The sequence below is a fragment of the Flavobacterium sp. 9R genome (assembly GCF_902506345.1).
In the GTDB taxonomy this organism is placed as follows: Bacteria; Bacteroidota; Bacteroidia; order Flavobacteriales; family Flavobacteriaceae; genus Flavobacterium.
In genome coordinates this window covers 872,561-896,296 of record NZ_LR733413.1, presented here as the reverse complement: position 1 = coordinate 896,296, position 23,736 = coordinate 872,561, and the positions used below count along the sequence as shown (strand labels likewise).

Genomic DNA, 23,736 nt, shown 5'->3' with positions numbered 1-23,736 from the left:
TGATTTCCTATTAAATCTAATGCTAAAAAAATAGCTGTTATGAAAACAAGAATAATTTCCTTCATTACGATGTTACTAGCAATAGTGAGTTATGGTCAACAAGATGCACAATTCACCCAGTATATGTATAACACTATCAATATTAATCCTGCCTATGCGGGAAGTCGAGGGGCAATGAGCATTTTTGCGCTACATCGTACACAATGGGTAGGTTTAGACGGTGCACCTACAACAAATACTGCATCAATTAATACTCCAATAAACAACAGTAATTTAGGATTAGGTGTTTCATTTGTAAATGATAAAATAGGCCCAACAAATGAAAACACAATTTCAGCTGACTTATCATATACCATTCCTACCTCAGAGAATTTTAAACTTTCTTTTGGAATGAAAGCAACAGCAAATTTATTCAATCTGAATGTCGATAAACTTAATCCAGCTGATCAGGGTGATCCACAATTTCAAAACTTACGAAACGTATTTACGCCTAACATTGGAGCAGGAATATATTATCACTCTGATAAAGCTTATTTAGGATTATCGGTACCCAACTTTATTCAAACTAATCGATATGACGATAATGATGTAGCTATTTTCAAAGAAAAAATCAATTATTACTTAATAGGGGGGTATGTATTTGATCTGACAAATGATATTAAATTCAAGCCAGCATTCTTAACCAAATTAGTCGAAGGTTCTCCATTACAAGTGGATGTATCAGCCAACTTTATGTTCATAGAAAAAGTAGTAGTTGGTGTAGCATACCGATGGAGCGCGGCTATGAGTGCTATGGTTGGATTTCAGGTTACAGATGGTATGTACATTGGTTATGGATACGATTTAGAAACCACTAATTTAGAAAACTATAATTCAGGATCACATGAAATCTTCTTGCGTTATGAAATCTTCAAAAACAATGAAAAAATTGTTACCCCAAGATTTTTCTAAAAATGAAAGTTAGGATAGCCATAGTAGTAATTATTTTTTTAAAATATAGTTGGCTGTATAGCAATTTAATTTATCAAGAAAATAAAAATAATACAACTAGCTCTTCATTTGATGACAAAATTATTTGGTACGAGGTTACGGAAACTACAAATATGCCTTTTGGCAAATCCACTATTATCTATACTGTAAGTAACAAGAATTTAATTAGTACAAATAATTTAGGTCCAAATAATACAAGAGTTGTAATAGAAAAATCGAAATCTAAAGCTAAAAAAGAAATTGATAGTCATAAAACAAATAGTAGTCTAAATACTAATACATCAACTGATGGCAATTTAATTACTAGTGAAAAAAAAGCAATAAAAACTGTTTACATAAATCCAATTGAAACCTATGAAAGAATGGCTGAAAAAGGCATTAAATCAGTTGAGATATTTAAAAGTTTAGGTGATTCTTATTATTATAAAAACGAATATGCAAAAGCGATAAAATACTACGAAGCACTATTTAAAATGACTCATGATCTTAATGCAGAATATTATTTAAGATATTCAAATGCATTAAAAAATATGGGTCAAATATCGTACTCGGAAGAAATATTTGAAAAATATAAATTACTTATAGCTAAGCAAAAAAACTAAAAGTTACAAGATTTAAAAAAATAGATCATGAAAAAAAAGTACATCCTTTGCCTTGCTATCATTTTCCTTTTTTTGAGCCATAGTTTTGCTCAAAAAGGTAAGATAGCTTCTGCTGATAAAAAATACAATAGCTATGCTTATGTTGATGCAATACAAACCTATGAACGTATTGCAGCAAAAGGATATCAATCAGCCGAAATGTTCGAAAAATTAGGTAATGCTTATTATTTCAATTCTGATTTTGAAAAGTCTGCACATTGGTACGAACAATTATACCAACTCTCACCAGAATTAGATCCAGAATATTACTATCGTTATGCTCAATCTCTGAAGGCAATAGGAAAAGAATCAGAAGCAGTTGCTGTTCTGAATAAATTTGAAAGCAAATCCAATCAAGATAGCAGAAGTAAACTATTGAAAAAAAATAATAATTATTTGAATGAAATAAAAGCTAATATTGGCAGATATACAATTGAAAATACAGGTATTAATTCAAAATATTCAGATTATGGTAGTACCATAGTTGATAATAAATTAATTTTTACTTCCGCCAGAGATACAGGAGGAGTTAGTCAACGGATTCATACTTGGACAGGAGAACATTTTACAAATCTATATTCAGCGAATGTTGACGGAGAACTAACACCAAGTGCTCCAATGAGATATGATGCTAATGTTAACTCAAAATTTCATGAAGCTTCACCAGTCTTTACAAAAGACGGAACTACCATGTACTTCACTAGAAACAACTACTTAGATGGCAAAAAAGGAAAAGACACGAATAAAGTTACATTGCTTAAAATTTATAAAGCAACATTAATAAATAATCGATGGACTAATGTAACCGAATTACCTTTTAATAGTAGCAATTTTAGCACGGCACACCCTGCGTTAAGTCCTGATGAGCAAACAATGTACTTTGCTTCAGATAGACCCGGTACTATAGGACAATCTGATTTGTATAAAGTATCAATCAATGCTGATGGAAGTTTTGGAACACCAATAAATTTAGGCAAAGAGATTAATACCGAAGGGAGAGAAACTTTCCCTTTTGTAACCAAAGATAATCAATTGTATTTTGCATCAGATGGACATCCTGGGCTTGGAGGATTAGATATTTTTACTGCTAAAATTAATAATGATGGTACTATTGGAACTGTTGAAAACGACGGAGCTGAAGTTAACTCACCAAAAGATGATTTTGGATACTACAGAGATAGTGCAATTAATAAAGGTTTTTTTACTTCCAATCGTGATGGAGGAATAGGTTCAGATGATATATATAAATTTAATTTCAAGCCTAGTTGCAAGCAAATTTTAAAAGGGACAATTACTGATGCCAGTACTGGATCAGTTTTAGCTGGAACTGTGGTTACATTGATAGATAGTCAATACAATACCATTGCTTCGATTACTACAGATGCTTCAGGAAACTACAGTTTTGATGTGTCCTGTAATAAAAACTACAGTGTACGCGCCATCAAAACCGATTATACTCCAAAAGAAGTTAAAATTAGCATTCCCTCCACAACAGGAGAAACAAAACTTGATATTCAGTTAGAAAGTAGTATTTGTAAAGTGGCTATTGGTGATAATCTAGGAAAATGTTTCGGTATCACAATGATATATTTTGATTTGGACAAATCGAATATTCGTAAGGAAGCTGCATTAGATTTAGCTAAAATACTAGACGTATTGAACCAAAACCCATCAATGAAATTGGATATACGTTCTCATACAGATTGCAGACATACCGCAAAATACAATATGGCATTGTCAGAACGAAGAGCAAAATCAACTATAGCTTGGTTAGTATCAAAAGGAATAGATCCGTCAAGATTGACTGGACGTGGTTATGGAGAGTCACAACTAATCAACGATTGTGGTTGTGAACCTACAAATGCTTCAAACTGCACCGAAGAACAACACCAAATGAACAGAAGAAGTGAATTTATTATAACAGCACTCTAATTATTTTTTCAAAACTAAAAAAGCTACTTATTGATAAGTAGCTTTTTTTTGAGATAATCCAAAAAGTAAATTTAAATCTTCGCAAAGATATTTACATAATATTTTTTTCCAGTAGCTGCATCTTGTCGGATTGATATTCCAAAATGTGTAAAATCACCTACTATGTTTTCTTTATGGCTTGGACTCTTTAACCAAGCGTCAAATGCTCCAGATGGCGTTTGATAATTATAAGCAATATTTTCTGAAACATTTCTTGCACCTAAAACTCTAATTATCTCGTTGGATCTAGAAACAAAATCATTATGATTAACAACATTATTTGCAATCATATAATTAACATGTTCTTCAGATTTTAAAGAAATGAAGTTTATTTTAACAAGTGTATTTAATCCAATTGATTTTCTATAATTATTGATTAAATCTAGAGTTTCAATCTCAGTAGCACTGTAGTTATAGACAGCAGAATTGTCAATTACAGTTTTTGTATCAGAAAGAGTTGTTTCTTCAGGCTCAGTTGAGCAAGAGGTCAAAAATAATAGACCTAAAACAACAAACGATACTATGCGATTTGTAGTTTTCATAATAATGGTAGTTTAAGATTAAAGTAGATTTGGGTAAAACTGCTTTAAATATTTTTGGTGTTAATTATTATGTAAATTTAATAATAACATCGGCAAACTACCAAATTTTATCGACGAACTACATGATTACTATGTATTTATAGTTATATTCTTATACTATGGTGAAAGTCTATTTATACTCCATGAATAGTCTTCTTGCAGTAAATATTGAATCCTATCATGTAAACGATTGGGTCTTCCTTGCCAAAACTCGACCTCGTGAGGAACAACTAAAAATCCTCCCCAAAAATCAGGTCTTGGGATTTCTTTTCCTTCAAATTTTCGTTCAAGTTCTTTCAAGTTATTCTCTAAAAAAGTTCTTGATGGAATTACTTCACTTTGATTAGAAACGATTGCTCCTAATTTACTTCCATCAGGTCTAGAATCAAAATAGCCATCAGAAACTACTTCACTTGTTTTTTGAGCACGCCCTTTGATTATAACTTGTCGTTCCATGCTGTGCCAAAAAAAAGAAAGACAAACATTTGGATTTGCTGCTATTGCTCTCCCCTTTTGAGAATTATAATTGGTATAAAAAACAAAACCTTCTTCATTAAATTTTTTCAACAATACCACTCTAGATTTTGGAAATCCATCTAAACCAATGGTAGCAACAGTCATAGCATTAACTTCATCTACACCACCAAAATCCTCTACTTCATGAAACCATCGGTTAAATAAATTAATAGGATCTTCGGGAATATTGTTTTCTAATAATTCACTTTTATCATAGGACTTTCTGTAATTACTTAAATCTTTCATGGCTTTCAATTTTAAAAAATATAACAAATTTAAAAAACATCCTTTGTAGTTATTTAATGTCAAAAAATCTTAACTATATCTCAAAGGACTTTCCATCATCTGCCAATTGCACATTAGAAAAAACAGTTAAGGCTTCCTCTTTAAACGAAGAAATACTTTCGTATCGTGTAGAATAATGTCCCAATAGCAACGATTTAACATTTGCTTTTGACGCAATAGTCGCTGCTTGAATAGCAGTAGAATGCATCGTTTTAGCAGCCAATTGTGACTCGCTTTCTAAAAAAGTACTTTCGTGATATAACAAATCTACTTCTTGTACTAAAGGAATTATTGACTCTGTATAAGCTGTGTCAGAACAAAAAGCATACGATTTTGTAGGCTCTCCTGAAAAAGTAAGCTGTTCATTCTCGATAACTTGTCCATTTTCTAGCGTAAGGTTACCTCCTTTTTTAATCTTCTTATAATAACAAACATCAATAGCTAATTCTTGAATAGCATCAATATTCAATTTCCTATCTCCTTCTTTCTCCCGAAATAAAAAGCCATTGGTATATACTCTATGTTTTAATGGAATAGTGCGAACTGTAACTTTTTTATCTTCAAATATCAATTCACTTTCTTTGGAATCTAACTCATGAAAATGTATTTCATAAATGGTCCACGAGTGTGAAAGCTTTAACTGTAATTGAATAATTTCTTTCAAGCCTTTGGGACCATAGATATGCAAATCTGCCACTCTTGATAAAAGAGAGAAAGAAGAAATTAAACCGATAAGGCCATAAAAATGATCTCCGTGTAAATGAGAAATAAAAATATGACTGATTTTGGTAAACTTAATTTTGTTTTTACGCAATTGCACTTGAGTTCCTTCACCGCAATCAATTAAAAAACACCTGTTTTTTACTTCCAACAATTGAGCTGTTGGATTTGTAAAAGTTCGAGGTGTTGCAGCATAGCAGCCAAGTACGGTTAATTTCAAAGTAAAGCGTGTTGGTAGTAAATTATCTAGATACCTTATTAAAAACCTAAATCTCTTTCAATTTCTTCCATTTCAATGATATCATTTGCTTCTAACAAAGAGGGAACTACAGTTATGGTTTGTGGAACCGCATTAAAATCAATAGCATCAGCAACAATAACCAAAGACTTTTTAGCTTTTTTATGAGCTTTAGCCAAAGGCAAAAAAAGTTTTATTGAAGCAATATCGACTGTTTTATCATTGGATACATCCAAAATCAAATTAAAATCTTTGAAACTGGCATATTGATTCGTTACTTTTTCAATAAAAGCAGTTACAACACCTTCAGTATCTTTAATAGTTATTGTATGTCCTTTAGTATCTACTTTCATCTTATTGAATTTTTGAAGCTAATAAATAAATCACTGCCATTCGAATGGCTACTCCATTCTCTACCTGATTCAAAATAACAGATTGTTGAGAATCTGCCACATCAGAAGTAATTTCAACTCCACGATTGATAGGTCCTGGGTGCATAATTACTATATCTTTACTTAACGAATCTAATAAATTTTTATCGACTCCATATTGTTGTGCATATTCTCGTGTAGAAGGGAAAAAGTTAACATCCATTCGTTCATTTTGAACTCTCAGCATATTCGCTACATCACACCATTCCAATGCTTTACGTAAATCTGATTCAACTGTTACTCCAAGTGATTCGATATATCTAGGAATCAATGTTTTTGGACCACAAACTTTAACTTCTGCCCCTTGCATTTGCAAAGCATATATATTAGATAAAGCTACTCGCGAGTGTAAAATATCTCCAACAATAACTACTTTTTTTCCTCCTACATCACCTAATTTTTCTCTTATAGAATAACTATCTAACAGCGCTTGTGTAGGATGTTCATGAGCACCATCTCCCGCATTTACGATACTTGCTTTTACATTTTTTGACAAAAAATAAGCAGCTCCAGGATTTGCATGACGCATAACAACCATATCCACCTTCATTGATAAAATATTATTAACGGTATCAATTAACGTCTCCCCTTTTTTCACAGAAGATTGAGCGGCAGAAAAACTAATTACATCTGCAGATAAACGTTTCTGGGCCAGTTCAAACGATAGTTTTGTTCTGGTACTATTTTCAAAAAAAATATTGGCTATGGTAATGTCTCGTAAAGAAGGAACTTTTTTAATGGGTCTATTGATAACTTCTTTAAAATGATCAGCTGTTTCAAAAATAAGGTCAATATCGTTTTTGGTGATATATTTAATTCCTAATAAATGATTTACGCTTAACTCGCTCATTTTTTATACTTATTGATTATTATTGATTAAAAAAACACCATCTTCTCCTCCTTGTTCAGCCCAAGTAACTTTTACTTTTTCGTCATTAATTGCATCGACTTGTCGTCCGCGATAATCCGGCTGAATGGGTAAATCACGACTGAATCTTCTATCGATTAAGGTCAAAAGTTCAATACCTGATGGTCTTCCAAAGGATTGAATTGCAGTTAAAGCAGCTCTAATACTTCTTCCCGTGTACAAAACATCATCTACAAAAATTACTTTTTTATTTTCGACCAAAAAATCGATTTGTGTAATATTGGCTTCCAACGGTTTATCGGTTCTTCTAAAATCATCTCTAAAAAAAGTGATGTCTAAAAACCCTATTTTTATGTTGGAAACTTGGTAGTCGTTTTCTAAAATACTTTTTAAACGTTTGGCCAAAAATGTACCTCTAGGCTGAATTCCGATTAAGATGGTTTCAGAAAAATCAAGATGTTTTTCGATTAATTGACAAGCCAAACGATTTAGGATGATATTGACTTCTTTGGAAGTGAGCAATACTTTTTGATTCATGGTATAGTTTTGTTTGGTGTACAAATATACAAATTTCGATTTAGCAATAAACTAGGATTAGTGATAAAAGTAAAACTCACATAAAATAAATCAAAGGCTTTTCGGATTAAGATGAAAACAAAAAAACCTTTCAAAAGAAAGGTTTTTGTTGAATTATAGTTTATACATTTTAACTCTCAATTCTTGTATTTTATCGTCATCTAAATATTCGTCAAATGTCATGTAACGGTCAATGGCTCCATTTGGAGTAAGCTCTACTACTCTATTACCAACAGTTTGTGCAAACTCGTGGTCATGAGTGGTAAAAATAACTGAACCTTTGTAGTTTTTTAATGAATTATTAAAAGCTGTAATAGACTCCAAATCTAAGTGATTGGTAGGTTCGTCTAACATTAAAATGTTAGCACGTTCCATCATCATTCTAGACAACATACAACGCACTTTTTCTCCCCCTGATAAAACTCTACTCGTTTTCAAAGCTTCTTCTCCAGAAAAAATCATTTTTCCAAGAAAACCTCTGATAAATACTTCATCACGCTCTTCTTCAGTTTTTGCATATTGACGTAACCAATCTACTAAAGTTAAATCATTTTCAAAGAAAGAATGATTTTCACTTGGTAAATAGGCTTGATTCGTTGTAACTCCCCAATCAAATTTACCAGAATCTGCAACTTGATTGCCATTTAAAATTTCATAAAAAGCAGTTGTTGCACGAGAATCTTTAGAAAAAAGCACAATTTTATCTCCTTTGGCCATATTCAAATCTACGCCTTTAAACAAAAGCTCTCCATCTACAGAAGCACTCAAATCTTGTACATTCAAAATTTGGTCACCTGCTTCACGATCTTGATCAAAAATAATAGCAGGATAACGACGGCTAGAAGGTTTGATTTCAGAAATATTCAATTTAGAAATCATTTTTTTACGAGAAGTTGCTTGTTTCGATTTAGCCACGTTAGCACTAAAACGACGGATAAATTCCTCCAATTCTTGCTTTTTCTCCTCGGCCTTTTTGTTTTGTTGTGCACGTTGTTTCGCCGCTAATTGGCTAGATTCGTACCAAAACGTATAGTTACCAGAATAATGACTAATTTTATTAAAATCAATATCAGAAATATGCGTACAAACTGCATCTAAAAAGTGTCTGTCGTGAGAAACTACAATCACTGTGTTTTCATAATTGGCTAAGAAATTTTCTAACCAAGCAATGGTTTCAAAATCCAAGTCGTTGGTAGGCTCATCCATAATCAACAAGTCAGGATTTCCGAATAAAGCTTGTGCCAAAAGGACACGTACCTTCATTTTTCCTTCCAAATCGGCCATCAAAGTATAATGATTGTCTTCTGTAATACCAAGATTTGACAACATAGCTGCTGCATCAGAATCAGCATTCCATCCATTCATTTCTTCAAATTGCACTTGCAATTCTCCAATTCTGTCAGCGTTTTTGTCATTATAATCCAAATAAAGTTCGTCCATTTCTTTTTTGACAGCATACAAAACTTTATTACCCATCATCACCGTTTCAAGTACCGTGTGTTCATCAAACATGTTGTGATTTTGGTTCAGCACTGACATTCTTTTCCCTGGTTCTAAATGAATATGTCCAGAAGTTGGGTCCATTTCACCAGAAATTATTTTTAAAAAGGTAGATTTTCCAGCACCATTGGCTCCGATTACTCCGTAAACATTACCGTGAGTAAATGTAGTGTTTACTTCGTCGAATAAAATTCTTTTACCAAATTGAACTGATAAATTATTAACTGTTAACATGAATTGCTTTTTTAAAAATTTTTTGCAAAAATACAAAAAAATACTGATTTAATTTTGCAGAAATAAATCAGTATTTTCGGAAATAAACTAATTGTACTTAATTGATTCGTTTTACTTTATCAATCGCTTCTACCATTCCGTCTTGGTTTTTGTCCAAAATCAATTCCCAAAACATGATTCCACCAAGCTTCTTCTTAATAACATAGTTTGTTTTAACTGCTACCGACTTAAGATCATCGCCAGTTGCAAACAATTGCTCTTTTTCATTGTACCAATAAGGAGCTTGAGCTTTCTCGTCCCAAAAATAATTCCAGCCTTTTTCCTTAGTTAATTTAGTTTCAAAATCTTTAAAATCTATTCCGTTTGTAGCGGCACCTGATTGATACAAACCGCTATTGATAGAAGCGACATCTTTCCAAATACGAGTATAAAAAGCCGCCCCAATAACAAGTTTTTTAGCTGGTACACCCAACTTTAAAAGGTAGTCAACAGCTTTGTTTGTTGATTCGTCTTCTATTCTAGAACTATATAAAGGCGTATGGTGACCTGTTACGACGGCATAGCCATTTACTAAATCATAGCTCATAATATTTACTCTATCTACCAACGGAATAATCGCTTTCCAATCTACAGCTTCTTTCAAATACTTCATAAACCCACCTGCGGCAAAACTCAGTTCATTTTTTGGTCCTAAAGCATTACGTAAGGCAACTACAAGAGCTGTAAAATTTGATTTATCTTGAGGTTGAAATTTGTGTCCAGGAAAACCTTCTATTGTAGGGTACTCCCAATCTAAATCCAATCCATCACATTTAAAATAGGTATTTACTTCTTGTACGGACTTTGCAAAAACAGCAATTTTCTCAGCTGAATCAAAGCCTTCCGAACAAGGTTCACAACCTCCCCAACCTCCAAGAGAAAGCATCACCTTTAGCTTTGGGTTTATTGATTTTAGAGAAACCAAATGCTTAATTGCAGCTGAATCTTTAGCCGTATCAACATTTAATTTTCCCTCTTTTAAATGACAAAAGCTATAAATAATATGAGTCAATTTTTTAACATCATAAGTATCGATTTGCTTATTATCGCCAGTATAGTAGGCAATCACAGAAAAATCTTTATGCTTTTGTGCTGCAGCAAAAAGAGAAAACAAAAGGAAAACAATTAAAAATTTACAATCTTTCATCGATATTTTAATTTAAATTAAAGACACTACTATTTACAAAAAAACCTGGTAAAATTACCAGGTTTTCTAAATTAATTTCTCAAAAAACAATAACCAAATTGAAAAGAAATTAACACCAATTCAAATATTAATAGAAACTAAATAAACCAAACTTAATCAAACTAAACACTATTAATAATTGAACGAAAAATTATAATTCTACCATTTTTTTTAATCCTAAATAAACCGCCAATTCAACATCTGCGTGTGCTTTGGAGTTGCATTTTTCTAATAACTCTTTCGCTGTAACAGCGTTATAACTAGAATTCTTTTGCAACTTATAAAGCAATTGTTCTGAAATGTCTTGCAATGCTTTGGATAAAGGTAAAAGAGGTTGTACCAATGGCGCATTTTGACTTAACACCTCTAATTCTTTATGATTTTGTATCCATTTGTTTAAAAATAAAGCAATCTCTTTCTCTGATGATACTTCTTTATTTTTTACATATTCTTCAACCAATCCATTAAAAACCAATGCATCTTCAGCATCAGGAGTACAAGCATCAGCAAACAAAGTAAACGGAGAATACATTTGATATTCTGTTCCTCCCGCATTACGGGAATAAATTTTTAAAGGTTCACAAACTGCTGAAAAAGTTTGCAAAGCAGTTGTATTTTGGTTGTTACTGATATTTCTTAACAACACTTCTTTATTTTTTATATGCGTAATTCCTAATTCTTCCAATCGAAAAGAAATGACTTTCAATCTTTTTCGCATACTTGCCAAATCCGTTACATTAGCATCAGACCAAAGTCTTTCAGCAATAGCGGCAGTTCTTGGCCAAAGTCTAGAATCAATTGTCTCGGGAGTAACCAATTCGCTCCACATGGTAGCTTCGCCTCCTAAAATTCTAGCTTTATCTTCTGATGAAAGTGAGGCATTTTTAGGCATTGGATCATTCAAATAATGATTCTCAACTCCTTGAACCAAGTCCACATAAAAACCATTGGACAAAACTGTTTTATAACCATTTGTTGCAGCTGCAATCAATGAACCACCAGCAGCTACACCTTCGTTTGGTCCTTTCCAAGAATGAATAATGGCTTCTTTGGACATGTTTTTGGTCATTATTTCCTCCCACCCCATCAATTCCTTCTTATGCTTTTTTAACATCGGAATTAACTGCATGGTAAAATAAGTCTGCAATTCATGATTGTTGGCTAACTTATTCTTCTTCATAAATTCCTGAATCTTAGGATTAGCATCCCAATCTTTGCCTTCGTTTTCATCACCACCAATGTGGAAATATTTCCCAGGAAACAATGGACAAACTTCATCAAAAATTTCACCTAACAACTGATAGGTTCTTGGATTAGTAGGGTCTAATGTAGGTGTAAAAATACCTGCATTTCTCTCTAACGAATACGTTACTAGACCTGAAGCTTTCTGCGTAGTTTCAGAAGATCCTTTATTTATCGTCACAACTTTACTTCCTATTTCTGGAAAAGCTGTTAAAATTGCAGAAGCATGACCAGGCACATCAATTTCAGGTACCACAAGGATACCCCTATCAGCAGCATATTTTACGATACCTTTAATTTCTTCTCGAGTGTAAAAAAGGCCATCAGAAGCTTTATCTGTAAGCACTTTATGCTTTTTCATTTCTATTCTCCAACCTTGATCGTCTACCAAATGCCAATGAAAAACATTCATTTTCATAGCAGCCATAGCGTCTAAGTTTCTTTTAATAACATCAACAGGTTGAAAATGTCTTGCAGCATCAATCATTAGTCCACGCCAAGTAAAACGAGGCATATCTGTTATGGTTACGTTAGGAAAATAGAAAGAAGTAGCATTATTTTGAAGCAATTGCAAAAGAGTTTCCAATCCATGCATCGCACCTAAATCTGAGGAAGCATTGATTGAAATTGTATTCGATTGTATCGTCAATTGATAACTTTCATCTTCATACAAGCCAATTTTTCCAGCTTTTACACAATTGATTTGCAACTGTGCATCAGGAAATTCATTGGTTGAAGTCACAAAACCTTGCTTAAAAAACAACCCAGTTCTACCATCCAATCGTCTTAAAAAATTAGAAGTAGCTACAAAAATTCTCGAATTAGGTTGCCCAGTAACGTTTACTTTAAAAGATGAATTTAAAGCAAAATTTCCAGACTTTAATTCAATTTTTTGCGGCCAAGGCATTAAATTTAAAGACTCATTGCTAACTTGAGCTGTCGTAGCTAATGTTACAAAAAACAGTATAAAAAGGTATTTCATAAGTGGTTTTGGTATATAAAATCTTCAATCAGGTGGTTAATCCTAATGTTGAGAAGAACCATTCGGCCGAATACACAACCGAATGGATTTTTAATTCTTAATAGTCAAATCGTTTAAACGCCTCGATAGCTTCATATTCTGCTAACCCTAAATCATCGTATAACTTGGCAGTATTTTTATTGCGGTCTTCAGCACGTACCCAAAATTCTCTTGAGTCATTACCTTGGAACATCACGCGATCTTTTTGAGATTGGTGGAATAAAATCGCTTGTCGTTTTAACAATACTTCGTCTGGACTTAAAGGAACAGCCATATCAATTTCGTGTAAATCCCATTCGTGCCAAGCCCCTCTGTATAACCACAACCAACAATCTTTCATATAAGGTTTACCTTTTAATTGTTTCAAAGCGGCAAAAATTGCATTCAAACATACTTCGTGAGTTCCGTGTGGATCAGCTAAATCTCCAGCTGCAAAAACTTGATGCGGTTTAATTTTAGCGATGATATCAGCTACAATTTCAATATCTTCAGTTCCAAGCGGGTTTTTCTTTACCTGACCAGTTTCGTAAAAAGGCAAATCCAAGAAGTGAACATTTTCATCTTTCAACCCAATGTAACGCACTGCTGCATACGATTCTCTTCTTCTAATTAGACCTTTTAATTTTCTAACTTCTAAAGAATCGATTTGATTGTCGTTCTTATTTTTTAAGAAATCAATTACGGCTTGGAAATTAATTTTACTACTATCTTCTCCAACAAAATCATTACATACTTCTGCAAATTTCAAGGCCTCATCATCGGTTACAGCAATATTTCCTGAAGTTTGATATACTACATGAACTTCATGTCCTTGCTTGATTAATTTAGCAAAAGTACCTCCCATTGAAATCACATCATCATCTGGGTGAGGGCTAAATAAAATCACTCTCTTTTTAGCTGGATTAGCTCTTTCTGGTCGGTGTGCATCATCCGCATTTGGTTTTCCTCCAGGCCAACCTGTAATGGTATGCTGCAATACATTGAACATGTTAATATTCAAATCATAAGCTGATCCTTCTTGCGCTAACAAGTCAGACATACCGTTGTTGTTGTAATCTCTATCGGTAAGTTTTAAAATAGACTGATTTGTTTTTTGGCACAACCAAACAATCGCTTTACTTTTTAGTTCTTGATTCCAAATACATTCCCCTACTAACCAAGGCGTTTCAAAACGAGTTAGTGCAGAAGCAGCCGATTGATCCAAAACAAATGTTGCGTTAGGATGATTTTGCAAAAAAGTCGCAGGTACTTCTGAACTAATCTCACCTTGAATGGTTCTTTTGATTACGTCCGCTTTATTTTGCCCCCATGCCAATAAAACGATACGTTTAGAACGCATAATGGTTGAAACTCCCATAGTAATTGCACGTTTTGGAACATTTGCAATTCCGTTAAAATCAGAAGATGCATCTACTCTAGTAATATGATCCAAAGTAATGATTCGAGTACCTGAATTGATGTGCGATCCTGGCTCATTAAAACCAACGTGACCTGTACGACCAATTCCTAGTAATTGAAAATCAAGACCTCCTGCATTTTTAATGTTCATTTCATAATCAATACAGTATTGATTCAATTCATCGATAGCTACGGTTCCATCTGGAATATGAACATTATCTGGATGAATATCAATATGATTGAAAAGATGTTGATGCATAAAATAGTGATAGCTCTGCTTGCTTTCTTTGTTCATTGGATAATATTCATCCAAGTTAAAAGTGATCACATTTTTAAAGCTTAAGCCTTCTTCTTTATGCATACGAACCAACTCTTCGTATACTTTTATCGGTGAAGAACCTGTTGCAAGACCTAAAACACAGTTTTTGTTTTCTTCTTGTTTGGTTCTAATCAAAGTGGCAATTTCTTCGGCTACAATTTTTGAGGCTTCAACTGAATTTTTAAAAATTTCGTTATGAATTTTTTCAAATCTAGTTTCTTCAAATTTACCAGCACTTTTGTAACTAATATCCGGTTTTATCTCTAAAGCATTTTTCATTGTACTATAATTTTAAATTCTAAAAGTTTTTTTTTGGTTTTCTTGCTAAATAGTCTGTTTTATTTCTAAAACAACATTGAGGATTTATTATCTTTAAATTACTGATATATTTCGATTTACATCTTAAAAATCTCAATATAATTTTAAATATACCTCAAATGTAGGCCTATTATTTGTCGCAAAAAAATAAAAAAAACAAACGGTCAGAGTTTATATACCAACGACATTATTTAGTCAATAAAGTGCGTTTTTGGTATCTATATTTCAGAAAAACCTCATTTATTCAATATAAAATTGTTTTTCAATTTCTTCTTAACACTACCAAAAAAGGAAGAAAAAATTGCATAATTTATATAGTACAGCAAAATATAAATTATGCAATTTGTAATAAAAAGGAATAAGTAATGTAAAAATTACTTATTCCCTTTTTAAAAAAATTAAAAGTTAGGTCCTGTAGTATCCCACCACAATCTTGTTCCACCTGTATCAGGTCCACCCAGTTTTGCTAAACCTGTAGCAACACCACCAGCATTACCATCTTTTTCAGATTGCACGAAGTTTACTCTACGTACACCTAAAGCAGTAGATATTTTTCCTCCACTAGTGTTTTTAAGTACAGGTAACAATTTTGGATAACCTGTTCTTCTGTACTCAGACCAAGCTTCTTGTCCTTCTGGGAAACCAGCAATCCATTTTTGAGTGATAATTTTTTGCAATTTCACTTCATTAGAAGTAGCTGCATCCCAAGCAACAGTAACTTTATTTAGTGCAGCTCCATTATTTACTGGGAAATTTGGATCTACATAATCTTTGGCTGTTTTAGCATTATCAGCAATGTAAGCAGCCACACCTGAAACTCCATGTTGAGCAAAAGAGTTTGTGATTCCTAATTCATACAAACTTTGAGCTGTTCCTCCCATATTCCATCCTCTTAATGCTCCTTCAGCTCTTAATAAATAAACTTCAGCAGTTGTCATTAATACAATTTCTTTAGAATTAACGATTGGTCCAATCTCAGAAAAATCTACGTGATCAGCTTTTGCTGCAATTTCGATACCAGTTCTAACACCTTTGAATTGCCCAGGAAACTGTGCAGATGTTTTGAAAAACACAGGAAGTCTTGGATCTTCATATCCTCCCATAATTGACTCCATATCTGCCGACATTCTGATATCTCCCCAAGCACCACTAATAGTAGCAATTGGATTAGTAAAGTTTGGAGAAACTACTTTGAAGATATCATCATTAGTAGTCATCACACCGAATTTATGTGCCAAAGCCTTCTCTGATTCAGCTTTAGCCAAAGTTGGATTTTTCTTCACAATTCGCATGGCTAAACGCAAACGTAAAGAGTTAGCAAATTTTACCCATTTTTTGTAATCCCCTTTGTAAGCAGTCAAATCAGTAGTTGTAAATGTAGAAGCTTCTCCTGCGTCAACTCTTTTTGTTAAATCGGTAACTGCAAAATCTAATTCTTTGAACATCAAGTTGTACACTTCTTCTTGTGAATCGTACTCAATTGTTTTGTCTGTAGTACCAAATTTAGAATACACAATTGGACCATAGGTATCCGTAATTCTATGCATTCCTTCTACTTTCAAAATTAAAGCTAAAGCATAGAATTGATCGTATTTCCCTTTTGCTTTTTGCTCTACTGAATAAGCATTGTACATTACGTCACCGTAAGCAGCACCCCAAGCAAAACCATTCCAACCATCTACTAAGTCATAAGTAGTATTGTTTGTACCTCCTCTAAAGGCAGTTCCAGTCGCCATATAACCAGACCAAATATCTCCTTGAAGTCCTTGTTGAACTTGGTATTTCCATTCTGGAGTCAAGACAATAATATTGTTAAACATTGGAGCAAAAGCACCTTTGATATTATTAAAATCTTGTTCGTATTGTGCCTCAGTAATACCCGTTGGATTGGTATTAATTTCCTCAAAATTGTCTGTGCAACTTACTGCTGCGAGTAAGGAAACACAAATAGCTGTTTTTTTAATTGTATTTAGTTTCATGTTTTTTTAATTAGAAAGTTACGTTTAAGTTAAGACCGATACTTCTTGTAGATGGCATTCCATAAACATCTATACCTTGTAAACCTTCACCAGTACTTAATGAAATGTTTGGATCAAAAGGAGCATCTTTGTAGATAAATCCTAAGTTTCTAGCAATTAAAGACAAGCTTGCAGATTGTAAAAATGGTAACTTTTTAGTATTGAATGTATATCCAATAGAAACCTCTCTTAAACTTACATTTGTAGCATCATATACATATTCTCCAGTTGCTCCAGCTCTACCACCAACTTGTTTGTAATAACTTTCTGCAGGATATTTACCTGCATAGGCTGTTCCATCAGGGTAAACCGCATTAATAGTTACACCACCTGCATTTCTAGCATCGCCCGTTGCTTTTGAAACTCCAAACTCATCATTTGTTGCTTCTGTCAAACTCATTACATCTCCTCCAAATCTAGCATCAATCAATACATTTGCAAAGAAAGAACCAACTTTAAATGAGTTAGAAAAACCCAACATAAAATCAGGATTAGAATTACCTACTTCTTCAAATTCTGTTTTTTGAATAGTTCCGTCAGCATTTAAAAGTACTCTACCTTGTGCATCTCTCTTAATGTTTACACCTTCAATAACACCAAATGGTTTACCTTGTTGTAAAACATATCTGTAGTTATTCACTCCAGCTTCTGTCAAAATTACTTTTCCTCCTAATTCAGCAGGAATTTCTTCAACTTTGTTGATGTTTTTAGAATAGTTTACTGTTGCATCCCAAGAGAACTTATCTCCTTTGATGATTTTTCCTGTAACTACTGCTTCAAAACCTTTGTTAGAAATACTTCCAGCATTAATTCCGTAATATTTAACTCCTAATGGATTTGTTGGTGGAGCTAAAACTTGTAAATATTGGTGTTTTGTATCTGAATTATAGTAAGACAATTCAAATCCTAAACGACTGTCAAACATTCTCCACTCTGTACCAATCTCAATCTCTGATTTTAACTCAGGACGTAAAGAAGTTCCAGGTTGTGGAGCAACTGTTGCTGGTTTATTACCTTCAGCTGTAAAACCGTAAGTTGGTGAAGTTACGAATGGAAAAATATCATTACCTACTTGAGCATAAGTAGCACGAACTTTACCATAATTGATGAAATCTGGCATTTTTACCATTTCACTAAGAATAGCCGTTACCCCAACAGATGGATAGAAAAACCCTGTATTATCAGTATTTGCCAATGTTGATGACCAGTCATTTCTAGCAGCTAAGTCCAAGAATAACATCTCTTTGTAACCTAAAGTTGTAGCTGCAAAAACAGATTGTACTTCTTTTCTTGAATCAACTGTTTGTAAGTTCAAAGCATTATTTACAAAGTTTCCTAATGTGAACCAGTTAGCGATTTGCAAACCTCCACCAATTCCTGAATCTAATGTTGTTCTTTTGTTTGCCAAAGTATTAGTAATACTTGTACCAATGTTAGCATTAAAACTAAAGTCATCATTGAATTTTGTATTGATAGTAGCAATCAAATCACCATAACGTTGTGTACTTAAGTTGTTAATATCAATATATCTACCATTGATATGAGATAATGTACCTTGAGTAGTAGCAAAAATTTCTTTTGTAAATCCACTTTCGATTCTATTATAGCTATATCTTGCTGCAATAGACAACCAATCTGTAGCTTTATAATCTAAAGCTAAGTTTCCATTGAAGAAGTTATTTGTATCTTCTGATTGATTTCTGTTGATTCCCCAAAATGGATTTTGCATAATATCTCTATCAGTCATCCAATTTTGAACATACATATTTCTAACTGGATCAAATACTTCGAAATTCTTTTTATAATCGTTAAAATCATTCCCTCTTGGCATTAAATAAACACCTGTCAATGGGTTAAAGTATAAACCATTTACTGGTCTGTTGTTTACTGTTCTAGTTGTATAGTTTGCATTAGCAGCAACTGTTACTTTATCAAATAATTTACCAGACTGACGGAAACCAAAGTTATTTTGTTTTAAACCGTTTCCAGGAATAATTCCTGATGCTGTAGTATTAGAATAAGACAATGAAGTAGAAGCTACATCAGAAGCAGTTGTAAAATTCAATGATGAAATTTGAGTACTTCCTGTTTCAAAGAAACCTTTTACGTGATCATTTACTTTTTGCTTAGCTCCCCAAGTTTCTTCACCACCAGCAACAGCTGCATAATCACTTTGGAATTTTGGCAAAAATGCTGCAGACTCAAAAGTTGTTACAGAAGAAGCTTTTAATTGAGATTTTCCTTGTTTAGCTTTTTTAGTTGATAACAACACAACACCATTTGCTCCTTGAGAACCATACAATACAGAAGCCGCTGCACCTTTCAATACAGTCATTCCCTCATAGTCATCTGGATTAATCAAAGAAACTACGTCACCACCATCACGATTTCCTCCTGCAGTATCACCAAAAGCATTGTTTGGCTGACCTGAAGTACCATTGTACAAAGGAATACCATCTATAACATATAACGGTTGGTTGTTACTTACAGAAGAGTTACCACGAATAACTACTTTAGTTGATCCACCAGTTCCACCTGAACTTCTTGTTACAGCAACACCGGCAATTTTACCAGCTACAGTATTAATAATGTTAGCATCTTTTACTCTTGTGAATTCCTCTCCTTTCAACTCTTGAGCGGCATAAGTAATAGATTTTCTAGTTTTCTTAATACCTAATGATGTAACTACTACCTCAGTCAATGCAGTAGTAGATTCACTTTTCAAAATCACTTTAATTGTATCTTCATCACCAACTACTACTGATTTTGATTCGTAACCCAAGTAAGTTACCATTAAGGTTTTTCCTTTATTCACTTTGATAGTAAAAGTTCCATCAAAATCAGTTGATGTTCCATTTGACTCTCCTTGTACTTGAACATTAGCAGCAGGTATTGGAGCACCGCTACCATCCACTACCGTTCCTTTGAGCGTTTTTACTTGCGCAAATGAGAGTTGCGAAGCAAAAATAATCATAACGATTAATAAAATTTGTTTCATTTTTTTAAATGTATTTGTTAGTTATGATGTAAACTTATCCTTAAGGGATTGTTAAAAAAAATAAATTATACCAACAGTCACTTTTTTTAAACCAACGACATCTTTTGTTCAATAATATGTTTTGCGAAAACGTTTTCTTGTTTTGTAATTTATTAGCTTTTCTGTTTTTACTTCCTTTTTTACTCGAAAAAGCTTGTTTTTATTGACAAAATGATTAAAGTTGCATGTTCAAAGAAAAAAAGACAAAAGTAATCATCATAATACTTTCCAACCATAAATTTGTATGAGCAAAATAAAAGACATGAATTTCGATATCAAAATCCAGAATCATTTTTGGTTTTGGGGATTGTACTTTTTATTAAACTTTCTGCGTTGGGGAGCATATTTTAATGACTACGAGTACTCCTTTAAATCAAACCTAATAGAATTTGCTTTACATATTCCATTGGTGTATTTCAATCTATTCGTATTGGTTCCAAGATTGGTTTTAAAATCAAAATACTCACTCTATACTTTTGCTCTCTTAATTAGTTTAGGTTGTATTTATATTTTAAAAACGGGTTTGACTTATTTTTTAATTTCAAAAAACATCTGGCCAGAAGCTAATAGAGATTATCAGCCCTTCGAAATCAATCATATTCTAGCTGTTTGTATAGGAGAACTATATGTCTTAGCTATGGCATCATCTGTATACTTAACACTAACTTGGCTTAGAGAACGGGAGAGAAACAGAATATTAAGAGAAAACCAATACAAAATCAAGCTCGAATATTTGAAAAATCAAATTCAACCCCACTTTTTCTTTAATACCTTAAATAACCTGTATGCACTTTCGCTTGAAGCTTCAGACAAAGTGCCCAATGTAATTATCAAACTATCCCATTTGATGGAATACGTACTTTATGATATAGAAGGAACTAAATTTGTTCCTTTAATAAAAGAACTCGACTATATCCATAATTATATCGAAATAGAAAAATTACGTTTTGAAAACGCAACCGTATTTATTAATCTCGAATCCAACATTGACCAAGTAAGTGTCCCTCCACTATTATTAATTTCTTTGATTGAAAATGCTTTCAAACACGGAGGAATCAACAACAAGGACTTAAAAATTAAAATCAATTGCAAAGTTAGCTCTCAAAATACCCTAGATTTTGAAATAATAAATAATTTTGTACTTTCACAACATGAAAAATCAAAAAAAGGAATTGGGTTAACCAATACCAAAGAAAGATTGAATTTAATATTTAAAAACGATTATCAATTAAGCCATCAAGTCAAGTTTAATTTCTACATAATTCGTTTACAAATCCCTATAAGCAATGAAGATTAAGTGCGTATTGATTGATGATGAACCGTTAGCGATTAAGGTTTTGCTAAATTATTTTCAAAATTTTCCTGAGTTTGAAATTATTGGCACCTTCAATAATTCTATAGAGGCACTTGACTTTTTGAACAACAATACTATCGATGCCTTATTTCTTGACATTAATATGCCTTTAATGTCAGGTTTTGAATTGATTCAATTGTACAAAAACAAATCGAATACCAAAATTATAATCACCACTGCCTTCCGAGAATTTGCTGCAGAAAGTTATGATTTAGACGTTTTAGATTATTTGGTTAAACCCATACCATTACCACGTTTTATAAAATGTATTTCGAAAATAACTGGTGAGTTTCAAAACCGAATGATTTCCAAACAAGACAGTCATCGTGTAGAACCTCATATTTTTATCAAAGTCGATAAAAAAATGGTTAAGATTAACATTGATGAGATTCTTTTTATCGAGGGAATGAAAGAATACATCAAAGTGGTAACTCCAGAAAAAACCTATATCACGCATAAATCCCTTTCTTCATTGACTGAAGAACTCCCCGAAGAACGTTTTATTCGAATTCACAAATCCTTCACCATCGCCTTAGATAAAGTAAAAACTATTGAAGGAAATAGAATACAAATCACTTCTTACACATTACCAATTGGCCGAAATTACAGTAAAGAAGTGAAGAGTAAGATATTAGATTAAAATCTTACTTTTTATAAATTTAAAAATTAGCTTTTTGTAGAAAAAAACAGGCTGTTGGTTTAAAAGTATTGATTTTTCATCGAAATAATTTTTTTATCTGTTAGTTAAGAAATACATTTACGGTATTGCAGCAACAATTATTTTACTAACCTATTAATTAAATTTAAATTATGAATTCTGAAAATTTAAAAACCAATTGGGGGCAATTTATTCCCCTAGTAACTGTCTTCTTCTTTTGGGGATTTGTCGCTGCAAGTAATGACATCTTAATCCCTGTTTTCAAAACCGCATTCAATTTATCACAAGGTGAAAGCCAATTAGTTGCTTTTGCATTTTATATTGCTTACACCGTAGGCTCATTGATCTATATGGGAGTTTCCGTAGCAATCAAAGAAGATTTAGTAAACAAAATCGGCTATAAAAATGGTCTTTCTTTAGGACTATTAATCTCTGCGTTAGGAACCCTTTTATTTTATCCAGCAGCGAATACAGGTTCTTTTCCTTTAATGCTCGCTGGTCTTTTTATTGTTGGTTTAGGTTTTTCATTGCAACAAACTGTTGCTAATCCTCTTGCAATTGCTTTAGGTCCCATCACAACAGGTTCACAACGTCTTACTTTAGCGGGTGGAATAAACAATTTAGGAACAACAATTGGGCCGCTTATTGTTAGTTTTGCTATTTTCGGTTCAAGTACAAATGCCAATACAAGTGCAAGTATCGAAAGTGTAAAAATTCCTTATTTAGTATTAGGTGTTGCATTCTTGTTAGTAGCAATACTTCTAAAATTTTCATCTTTACCAGACAAACCTGCTTTGGTTGAAGAAACAGAAGCTCACGATGGAGTTCTTGCAAAAAAATCAGCTTTGCAATACCCTCAGTTAGTAATGGGTATGATTGCAATTTTCTTGTATGTAGGAGTTGAAGTTTCTACAGCAAGTAACTTACCAGCTTATATGGAAAGCAAATTAGGCTTTTTAACTAAAGATGTAGCACCATACATTTCTTTATATTGGGCAAGTTTGATGATTGGTCGTTGGACAGGAGCTGTTGAAGCTTTTACAGACAATATGAGTTGGCAAAAAATATTGAGATTTATCGCGCCTTACCTAGCTTTTGGTGTGTTTTTAGGTGTAAACGCAATTGCGAAACACGACTTGACTCCTTTCTACATTTACGGATTAGTAATTATAGTTCTTATTGCTGCTGATATGGCCAGTAAAGGAAACCCAGCTAGAATGTTATTGATTTTTTCAACGCTTGGAATAATAGCGACAGCTATAGGAATGACAACAAGTGGAATGATAAGTGTTTATGCTTTCACAAGCGTTGGTTTGTTTTGTAGTACGTTATGGCCTTGTATCTTTACTTTAGCAGTAAGTGGACTCGGAAAAAACACTAGCCAAGGAAGTAGTTTCTTGATTATGATGATTATGGGTGGTGGTTTTATCAGTGTATTACAAGGTAAAGTAGCTGAAGGAATCGGAATACAAGAAAGTTATATTGTTGGAATTCTATGTTTTGCTTACTTAGCTTTTTATGCTTGGAGAGTTAGTGGAATCCTTAGAGCTCAAGGCATAGATTTTGATAAGAAAATTGCTGGAGGACATTAATTT

The 23,736-nt window shown here is 32.9% G+C and carries 18 protein-coding genes; 6 read left to right on the top strand and 12 right to left on the bottom strand.

Annotated features, from left to right (window positions below; genetic code table 11):
- Positions 1-39 precede the first annotated feature (39 nt).
- Genes FLAVO9AF_RS03955 through FLAVO9AF_RS03945 form a run of 3 tightly spaced genes read left to right on the top strand, consistent with a single transcriptional unit; the run spans position 40 to position 3,563 of the window.
- Positions 40-951: a type IX secretion system membrane protein PorP/SprF gene (locus tag FLAVO9AF_RS03955; RefSeq protein WP_159684625.1), complete on the top strand. Its 912-nt coding sequence runs from the start codon at positions 40-42 to the stop codon at positions 949-951.
- Positions 952-953: 2 nt separating this feature from the next.
- Positions 954-1,592, top strand: coding sequence for a tetratricopeptide repeat protein (locus FLAVO9AF_RS03950; RefSeq protein WP_159684620.1), 639 nt, complete (start codon positions 954-956; stop codon positions 1,590-1,592).
- A gap of 27 nt (positions 1,593-1,619) precedes the next feature.
- On the top strand, positions 1,620-3,563 hold the full coding sequence (locus FLAVO9AF_RS03945; RefSeq protein WP_159684617.1) for an OmpA family protein: 1,944 nt from the start codon (positions 1,620-1,622) through the stop codon (positions 3,561-3,563).
- A gap of 71 nt (positions 3,564-3,634) precedes the next feature.
- Here the strand turns inward: FLAVO9AF_RS03945 and FLAVO9AF_RS03940 are convergent, their stop codons facing one another.
- The 12 genes from FLAVO9AF_RS03940 to FLAVO9AF_RS03885 form a co-directional block, all read right to left on the bottom strand.
- Positions 3,635-4,144 carry a CAP domain-containing protein gene (locus FLAVO9AF_RS03940; RefSeq protein WP_159684614.1) on the bottom strand — a complete coding sequence of 170 codons (510 nt, stop codon included), beginning with the start codon at positions 4,142-4,144 and terminating at the stop codon, positions 3,635-3,637.
- Between the two features lie 156 nt (positions 4,145-4,300).
- A complete protein-coding gene (gene pdxH, locus FLAVO9AF_RS03935) occupies positions 4,301-4,945 on the bottom strand; it encodes a pyridoxamine 5'-phosphate oxidase (protein WP_159684611.1) in 645 nt (214 codons plus the stop codon).
- Positions 4,946-5,018: 73 nt separating this feature from the next.
- A complete protein-coding gene (locus tag FLAVO9AF_RS03930) occupies positions 5,019-5,924 on the bottom strand; it encodes a ribonuclease Z (protein WP_159684608.1) in 906 nt (301 codons plus the stop codon).
- Between the two features lie 38 nt (positions 5,925-5,962).
- A complete protein-coding gene (locus tag FLAVO9AF_RS03925; protein ID WP_159684605.1) occupies positions 5,963-6,295 on the bottom strand; it encodes a ribonuclease Z in 333 nt (110 codons plus the stop codon).
- Between the two features lies 1 nt (position 6,296).
- Entirely contained in the window at positions 6,297-7,223 is a 927-nt protein-coding gene (locus tag FLAVO9AF_RS03920; RefSeq protein WP_159684602.1) for an aspartate carbamoyltransferase catalytic subunit, read from the bottom strand.
- 9 nt (positions 7,224-7,232) lie between these two features.
- Complete coding sequence (gene pyrR, locus FLAVO9AF_RS03915; protein WP_159684599.1) at positions 7,233-7,778, bottom strand: bifunctional pyr operon transcriptional regulator/uracil phosphoribosyltransferase PyrR; 546 nt, start codon at positions 7,776-7,778, stop codon at positions 7,233-7,235.
- A 153-nt stretch (positions 7,779-7,931) separates the two neighbouring features.
- Positions 7,932-9,551 carry an ABC-F family ATP-binding cassette domain-containing protein gene (locus FLAVO9AF_RS03910; RefSeq protein WP_159684596.1) on the bottom strand — a complete coding sequence of 540 codons (1,620 nt, stop codon included), beginning with the start codon at positions 9,549-9,551 and terminating at the stop codon, positions 7,932-7,934.
- A gap of 97 nt (positions 9,552-9,648) precedes the next feature.
- Positions 9,649-10,737: a glycoside hydrolase family 18 protein gene (locus FLAVO9AF_RS03905; protein ID WP_159684593.1), complete on the bottom strand. Its 1,089-nt coding sequence runs from the start codon at positions 10,735-10,737 to the stop codon at positions 9,649-9,651.
- Positions 10,738-10,927: 190 nt separating this feature from the next.
- Positions 10,928-13,000, bottom strand: coding sequence for a beta-N-acetylhexosaminidase (locus FLAVO9AF_RS03900; protein ID WP_159684590.1), 2,073 nt, complete (start codon positions 12,998-13,000; stop codon positions 10,928-10,930).
- Positions 13,001-13,097: 97 nt separating this feature from the next.
- Entirely contained in the window at positions 13,098-15,035 is a 1,938-nt protein-coding gene (gene nagB, locus FLAVO9AF_RS03895) for a glucosamine-6-phosphate deaminase (protein WP_159684587.1), read from the bottom strand.
- Positions 15,036-15,472: 437 nt separating this feature from the next.
- A complete protein-coding gene (locus FLAVO9AF_RS03890) occupies positions 15,473-17,053 on the bottom strand; it encodes a RagB/SusD family nutrient uptake outer membrane protein (protein ID WP_159684584.1) in 1,581 nt (526 codons plus the stop codon).
- 10 nt (positions 17,054-17,063) lie between these two features.
- Positions 17,064-20,090 carry a SusC/RagA family TonB-linked outer membrane protein gene (locus tag FLAVO9AF_RS03885; RefSeq protein WP_159684581.1) on the bottom strand — a complete coding sequence of 1,009 codons (3,027 nt, stop codon included), beginning with the start codon at positions 20,088-20,090 and terminating at the stop codon, positions 17,064-17,066.
- Positions 20,091-20,373: 283 nt separating this feature from the next.
- On the opposite strand from FLAVO9AF_RS03885, the gene FLAVO9AF_RS03880 reads away from it, so the two are divergent.
- The 3 genes from FLAVO9AF_RS03880 (at position 20,374) to FLAVO9AF_RS03870 (ending at position 23,733) form a co-directional block, all read left to right on the top strand.
- Positions 20,374-21,426 carry a sensor histidine kinase gene (locus tag FLAVO9AF_RS03880; protein WP_159684578.1) on the top strand — a complete coding sequence of 351 codons (1,053 nt, stop codon included), beginning with the start codon at positions 20,374-20,376 and terminating at the stop codon, positions 21,424-21,426.
- A complete protein-coding gene (locus FLAVO9AF_RS03875) occupies positions 21,416-22,123 on the top strand; it encodes a LytTR family DNA-binding domain-containing protein (protein ID WP_159684575.1) in 708 nt (235 codons plus the stop codon). Before FLAVO9AF_RS03880 ends, FLAVO9AF_RS03875 begins: the two co-directional genes overlap by 11 nt.
- Positions 22,124-22,293: 170 nt before the next feature.
- Positions 22,294-23,733 (top strand): MFS transporter, encoded by a 1,440-nt coding sequence (locus FLAVO9AF_RS03870; protein WP_159684571.1) that lies wholly within the window; start codon positions 22,294-22,296, stop codon positions 23,731-23,733.
- Positions 23,734-23,736: the final 3 nt, after the last annotated feature.